The organism is Phenylobacterium sp. (assembly GCF_016793285.1).
Lineage (GTDB): Bacteria > Pseudomonadota > Alphaproteobacteria > Caulobacterales > Caulobacteraceae > Phenylobacterium.
The window spans coordinates 1-4737 of sequence record NZ_JAEUMO010000086.1 but is presented as its reverse complement, the minus strand read 5'-3'; the positions used below and the strand labels follow the sequence as shown (position 1 = coordinate 4737).

The window sequence follows — 4737 nt, the reverse complement described above, 5'->3', positions numbered from 1 at the left end:
GGCGATGCTCCTCGATCGCCTTCTGCGGGTCCGACGCCATGTCGGACGCGGCCTGGCCGGAGCCATGCGTGAAGGCACGCTTCTTCTGGTCCTCGTCATGCTTGCGGGTGTGCATTGGGCGCTCCTCAAACGGTCCGCAGCATAACGCCGAGCGAGGGTCCGGGTTGCCCTGGCATGGCAGCGTGCGATGGCGGAGCACGTCGGCGCCCGGCGCGTCGGCGCGTCACCCCTTCTTCGGGCCGGAAAGCAGCAGTTGGCCCTCCTCGCGCAGGCGGCCCTTCACCTTGCCCGCGATCATCGCGAAGATGCCCGGCAGGTTCACCTCCAGGCGCACGTCGCGCTCGTCCACGCCGATGCTTCCGGTGACCGTCTGACCGATGGCGTCCAGCGAGAAGCGCATCGTGTCCCCGTCCCAGCGCTGCCTCAGCTCGCCCACCGCCCCGATATGGCTGGTCAGGCGGCCGACACCCTCCTCGATGCGCCGTCGCGCCTCGACGCGGCCCAGTTGCCGACACCCTCCTCGATGCGCCGTCGCGCCTCGACGCGGCCCAGTTCATGCGGAATCGAGACGACGACGGGCTTGCTCATCCTTGCCAAACGACGAAGCCCGTGGCGGGGGTTCCCGCGCCGAGGTTCGCGCCATAGGTTCGGGTCGAATGGAACCCGACCGCAGCCTCCTTGGCCAGGGCCCCTATCCGACGACCGGCCCCCTCGCGGTGCTGGCGCGCGCGGGCTTCCTGGCCGCCGCGGCCGCCGTCGTCCTGGCGGTCGTCCTGCCTCCCCGCTACGTGCCCGACTTCGTGCGTTCGACCTACCTGCAGCACTTCGCAGCCTACTATGTCCTGAGCCTGCTCGGCCTCGCCGCCTCCGCACGGACCCGGATCAGCGTTGTCGCCCTGCGCGTCGTGGTCTTCGCGACGGCCATGGAAAGCTTCCATCTGCTCACCGGCGCGCGCGTGCGCCCCCTCATCGACAACTGGGTCGCCGACATGGGCGGGCTGGCCGCAGCGCTCGCCCCGATCGCGGTGGCCCGGTTCCGCAGACGCTTCGAACGTCCGCCCGAGGCCAGAGCCTAGAGGAACATCCAGCGGCGGTGTTCGCGCAGGCGCAGATTGTTCTGCACGTTGCGCACGCCGTCGATGTCGGCGATGTCCTCGATCCGGCGCTTGTCGTCCTTGCGGCGCACCGTGCCGTCGAGGAAGACCTCGCGGTCGCGCACCTCGACCCGGACGTCGCGCAGGTCGACCCGGCGGTCCCGATCCAGCCGCTCCATGATCACCGCCCAGAGGACGCCGTCCGAAGGCCCGTCGCGGCGGGCGCGGCGCGGCTCGTGGTCCCAGGCGTCGCGGCGGGCGCCGTCGTAGTACGGGCCGCCTTCGTCGTCGAAACGGCGCGACTCGTCGTGGGCACGGTAGCCGGTCCGGTTCACCGGGTCGTAGCCGTAGAGGTTGGAGTAGTCGGCCTGGCCGTAGTCGTCGTGGTCGCGGTCGTCCCGGTCCCGCAGGCGACGCAGCCGATCGGCCTCCAGGTCACGCCAGTCTTCCCGCGCCATGGCCGTCTCCTTGAATCTGCCGGTTCTCGAGGTCTTCGGGAAACCTTCGCCTTGCCCTTCGGTTCCAGAGCGCAAGGATGGGACGCGCCCGATTCCCGCGAAGACGAGCGAAGCTGTGCCGAGCCTCGACCCCGCCACGCCGGCCGACCGCCTTCCCCAGGACGTGGAGGAGGAACTGGCCGCCGCCCTGCCGGAGACGCAGGGCTCGCGGTTCGGTCGGTTCCTGACGGGCGCGGTCTGGCACTTCGTCGCCGTGCTGCTGCTGGCGGTCGCCGCGTTCATCCTGTGGCGCGAGTTCCACGAGCTCAGCCCTGCGGACCTGCTGAACGCGATCCGGGCGTGGGGCTGGGATTCGACCCTGCTGGCCATCGGCTTCTCGGCCATGAGCTTCCTGTTGATGGGGGTCGTCGAACTGATGGGCCTGCGCTGGGCGGGCGCCAGGATCGGGGCCGGATCGGCGCTGGCGGGCGGCTTCATCGCCTGCGCCATCTCGCACAGCCTGGGCGCCAACCTGCTCGTCGCCGGCGCCGTTCGGGCGCGGTTCTACGCCAAGCACGGGATCACCCTGCGCGAAGTGGCGGCGGCCACCCTCTTCAACAGCTTCACCTTCGCGGTGGGGATCTCGACGCTGGCCGGGGTGAGCCTGCTGCTGGCGGGCAGCCGCGAGATCGCGGAGGTCAGCCGCATCGCCAACCCCGTCGCCGACGCGATGGGCGGAATGCTCGTGGCCGGCGTGACGGGCTACATCGTGCTCTGCGCCGTGCTGCACCGGCCCCTGCGGTTCTTCGGCCACTCGGTGAAGCTGCCTTCGTGGCGCACCGCGCTGGCGCAGCTCGCCATCGGCACGGTCGACAACGCGGTGGCCGCCGCGATCCTGTGGATCCTGATCCCGGCGGGCGCGATCAGCTACTTCACCTTCGTCGGCGCCTATGCGCCGTCGGTGATCGTGGGGCTCATCTCGCATGTGCCCGGCGGGGTCGGCGTGTTCGAAGGCACGATTTCCGCGCTGACCAGAGGCCTGAGCCCCGCGGCGCTGGCGGCCGCGTTCCTGGGCTACCGCCTCTTCTTCTTCCTGATCCCGCTGATGATCGCCGGCGTCGCCCTCGCCGCCGACACGGTCCGCGAGCGGACCCGACCGCCGAAAAACGCGCGTTCCTGAAAAAATTCTACTGCTGGATGCATCCGCTGCATCCGGGCCGCATCCGCCCACGTAACTGCGCTGTCCGCGCATCTCCCACACACACGGACAAAAACGCGGCGGCGGCCCTGTTCCCCGACAACCACCGCCGTACGCCCCGGTCCCCCGCCTCCCGTCGCGGGGACCGGGGCGACCCTTATCGGGCGCTTATCGGGGCTTCGCAAACACGCTACTGGTCGCCGGATGAGCCGTCCTCTCGCCGTCTTCGCCTACGACTTCGACGGCACGCTGGCGCCGGGCAACATGCAGGAACACGCCTTCATCCCAGACGAACTGGGCATGAAGCACGCCGACTTCTGGGCCGAGACCGCGCGGCTCGCACAGGAACAGCGGGGCGACGGCATCCTGGCGTACATGCACCTCATGCTGGCCAAGGCCCATGAGAAGGGCCTCGAACTCACCCTCGACAGTTGGCGCCGCCGCGGCGCGAACCTGCGGCTGTTCCCCGGGGTCGAGGACTGGTTCGCCCGGCAGAACGCGCGGGCCGAGGCCCTGGGCCTCGACCTCAGGCATTTCATCATCTCGTCCGGCAACCGTGAGTTGATCGAGGGATCGCCGATCGCCCACGAGTTCGAGCGGATCTACGCCTCGGCCTTCCTCTTCAACGATCGGCAGGAGGCCGTCGGGCCGGCGCTGGCCATCAACTATACGGGCAAGACCCAGTACCTCTTCCGCATCAACAAATGGACCCTGAACGAATGGGACAACGACGCGATCAACGCCGTCCAGATCGCGCGTGACCGGCCCGTCCCGTTCGACCGCATCGCCTTCTTCGGCGACGGCCTGACCGACATCCCGGTGATGCGGGTGATGACCGACCACGGCGGCCACCCGGTGGCGGTCTACGATCCCGAGAAACCGTACACCGAGGCCGCCGCCGCGAAGCTGCTGGCCGACGGCCGCTCGCGCCTGGCCGCCGGCGGCGACTACCGCGACGGCTCGAAGCTCGACGAACTCGCCGACGAGATCCTTCGCGAAATGGCGCGTGGCGTGACCACGAACCTGTTCGCATAGGGCTCCGGCCGATGCTCCGCCCCGTGTCGCCGGCGACTGCGCTGTGTTGCTGCCCCGCGAGTTGGGCCTTCGGGGCGCGGCGGGGCCTGCGCGCGGGGCGCCTTCCCTACCGCTCGTCGTAGAGCCGGCGCAGCACCGCGGGCGTCAGGCCCGGCAGGTCCTCGGAGATCAGCCCGGGCCCGTGCAGGTCGGCCGCCTCAGCATGGATCCAGGCGGCGGCGCAGGCGGCCTCGAAGCTCTCCATGCCCTGGCTGACCAGCCCCCCGATGAACCCCGCCAGCACGTCGCCCGAGCCGGCGGTGGCGAGCCAGGGCGAGCCGTTGACGTTGACGGCCGCGCGCCCGTCCGGCGCGGCGATGACGGTGTCGGGCCCCTTCAACAGGACGACGGCCCCGGCCTTCTCGGCCGCCTTGCGCGCGGCGGCGATCCGCTCCGGCGAGGACTTCAGCAGGCCCGGGAACAGCCGCTCGAACTCGCCGGCGTGCGGCGTCAGGACGTCGTCGCGGTCGAGCACCGAGAACAGCTCCTCCGGATCGTCGCGAAAGACGGTGATAGCGTCGGCGTCGATGACGAGGGCCGCGCCGGTGCGCGCGAGCGCCAGCACGTTCAGCAGCGTCGTCTCGGTGATCCCGGCGGCGGGTCCGATCACGGCGGCGTCGGCGATGTCGGCGGCCTGCTCCAGCTCCAGGTCGGTGGCGAACGGCTTCAGCATCACCGCCTCGAGGTGGGCGGCGTTGGCGGCGAGCGCGTCCTCGTCGGCGTAGATCGTCACCAGGCCCGCGCCGATGCGCAGTCCGGCGCGGGCAGCGAGACGCGCGGCGCCCGTGCTCCAGGCGTCACCGGAGATGACGATCAGGCGGCCGCGGGCATGCTTGTGCGACGACGCCGTCGGCCAGGGGAAGCCCGGCAGCCACGCCTCGGGCCCGTTCTCGATGAGCTGCGACGGCGTCTCGCCCAGGCCGATGTCGGCGAC

Annotated in this window: 7 protein-coding genes; 3 read left to right on the top strand and 4 right to left on the bottom strand. The window is 70.7% G+C overall.

Annotation, left to right across the window (positions count from 1 at the left end):
• Nucleotides 1–223: 223 nt before the first annotated feature.
• Entirely contained in the window at nt 224–457 is a 234-nt protein-coding gene (locus JNL41_RS09040; protein WP_293474184.1) for a polyhydroxyalkanoic acid system family protein, read from the bottom strand.
• Complete coding sequence (locus JNL41_RS09035; protein WP_293474182.1) at nt 454–588, bottom strand: hypothetical protein; 135 nt, start codon at nt 586–588, stop codon at nt 454–456. Before JNL41_RS09035 ends, JNL41_RS09040 begins: the two co-directional genes overlap by 4 nt.
• A 68-nt stretch (nt 589–656) precedes the next feature.
• Between JNL41_RS09035 and JNL41_RS09030 the strand changes: the two genes are divergently transcribed.
• Complete coding sequence (locus JNL41_RS09030; RefSeq protein ID WP_293474180.1) at nt 657–1076, top strand: hypothetical protein; 420 nt, start codon at nt 657–659, stop codon at nt 1074–1076.
• Here JNL41_RS09030 and JNL41_RS09025 read toward each other — a convergent pair.
• Nucleotides 1073–1552, bottom strand: a complete 480-nt coding sequence (locus JNL41_RS09025; protein ID WP_293474178.1) for a BON domain-containing protein — start codon at nt 1550–1552, stop codon at nt 1073–1075. The genes JNL41_RS09030 and JNL41_RS09025 overlap by 4 nt on opposite strands.
• A 115-nt stretch (nt 1553–1667) precedes the next feature.
• On the opposite strand from JNL41_RS09025, the gene JNL41_RS09020 reads away from it, so the two are divergent.
• On the top strand, nt 1668–2711 hold the full coding sequence (locus tag JNL41_RS09020) for a lysylphosphatidylglycerol synthase domain-containing protein (protein WP_293474176.1): 1044 nt from the start codon (nt 1668–1670) through the stop codon (nt 2709–2711).
• A 222-nt stretch (nt 2712–2933) separates the two neighbouring features.
• Entirely contained in the window at nt 2934–3764 is an 831-nt protein-coding gene (locus JNL41_RS09015) for an HAD family hydrolase (RefSeq protein WP_293474174.1), read from the top strand.
• A 106-nt stretch (nt 3765–3870) separates the two neighbouring features.
• Here JNL41_RS09015 and JNL41_RS09010 read toward each other — a convergent pair.
• On the bottom strand, nt 3871–4737 hold an 867-nt coding region (locus tag JNL41_RS09010; protein ID WP_293474172.1), incomplete at its 5' end, for an NAD(P)H-hydrate dehydratase.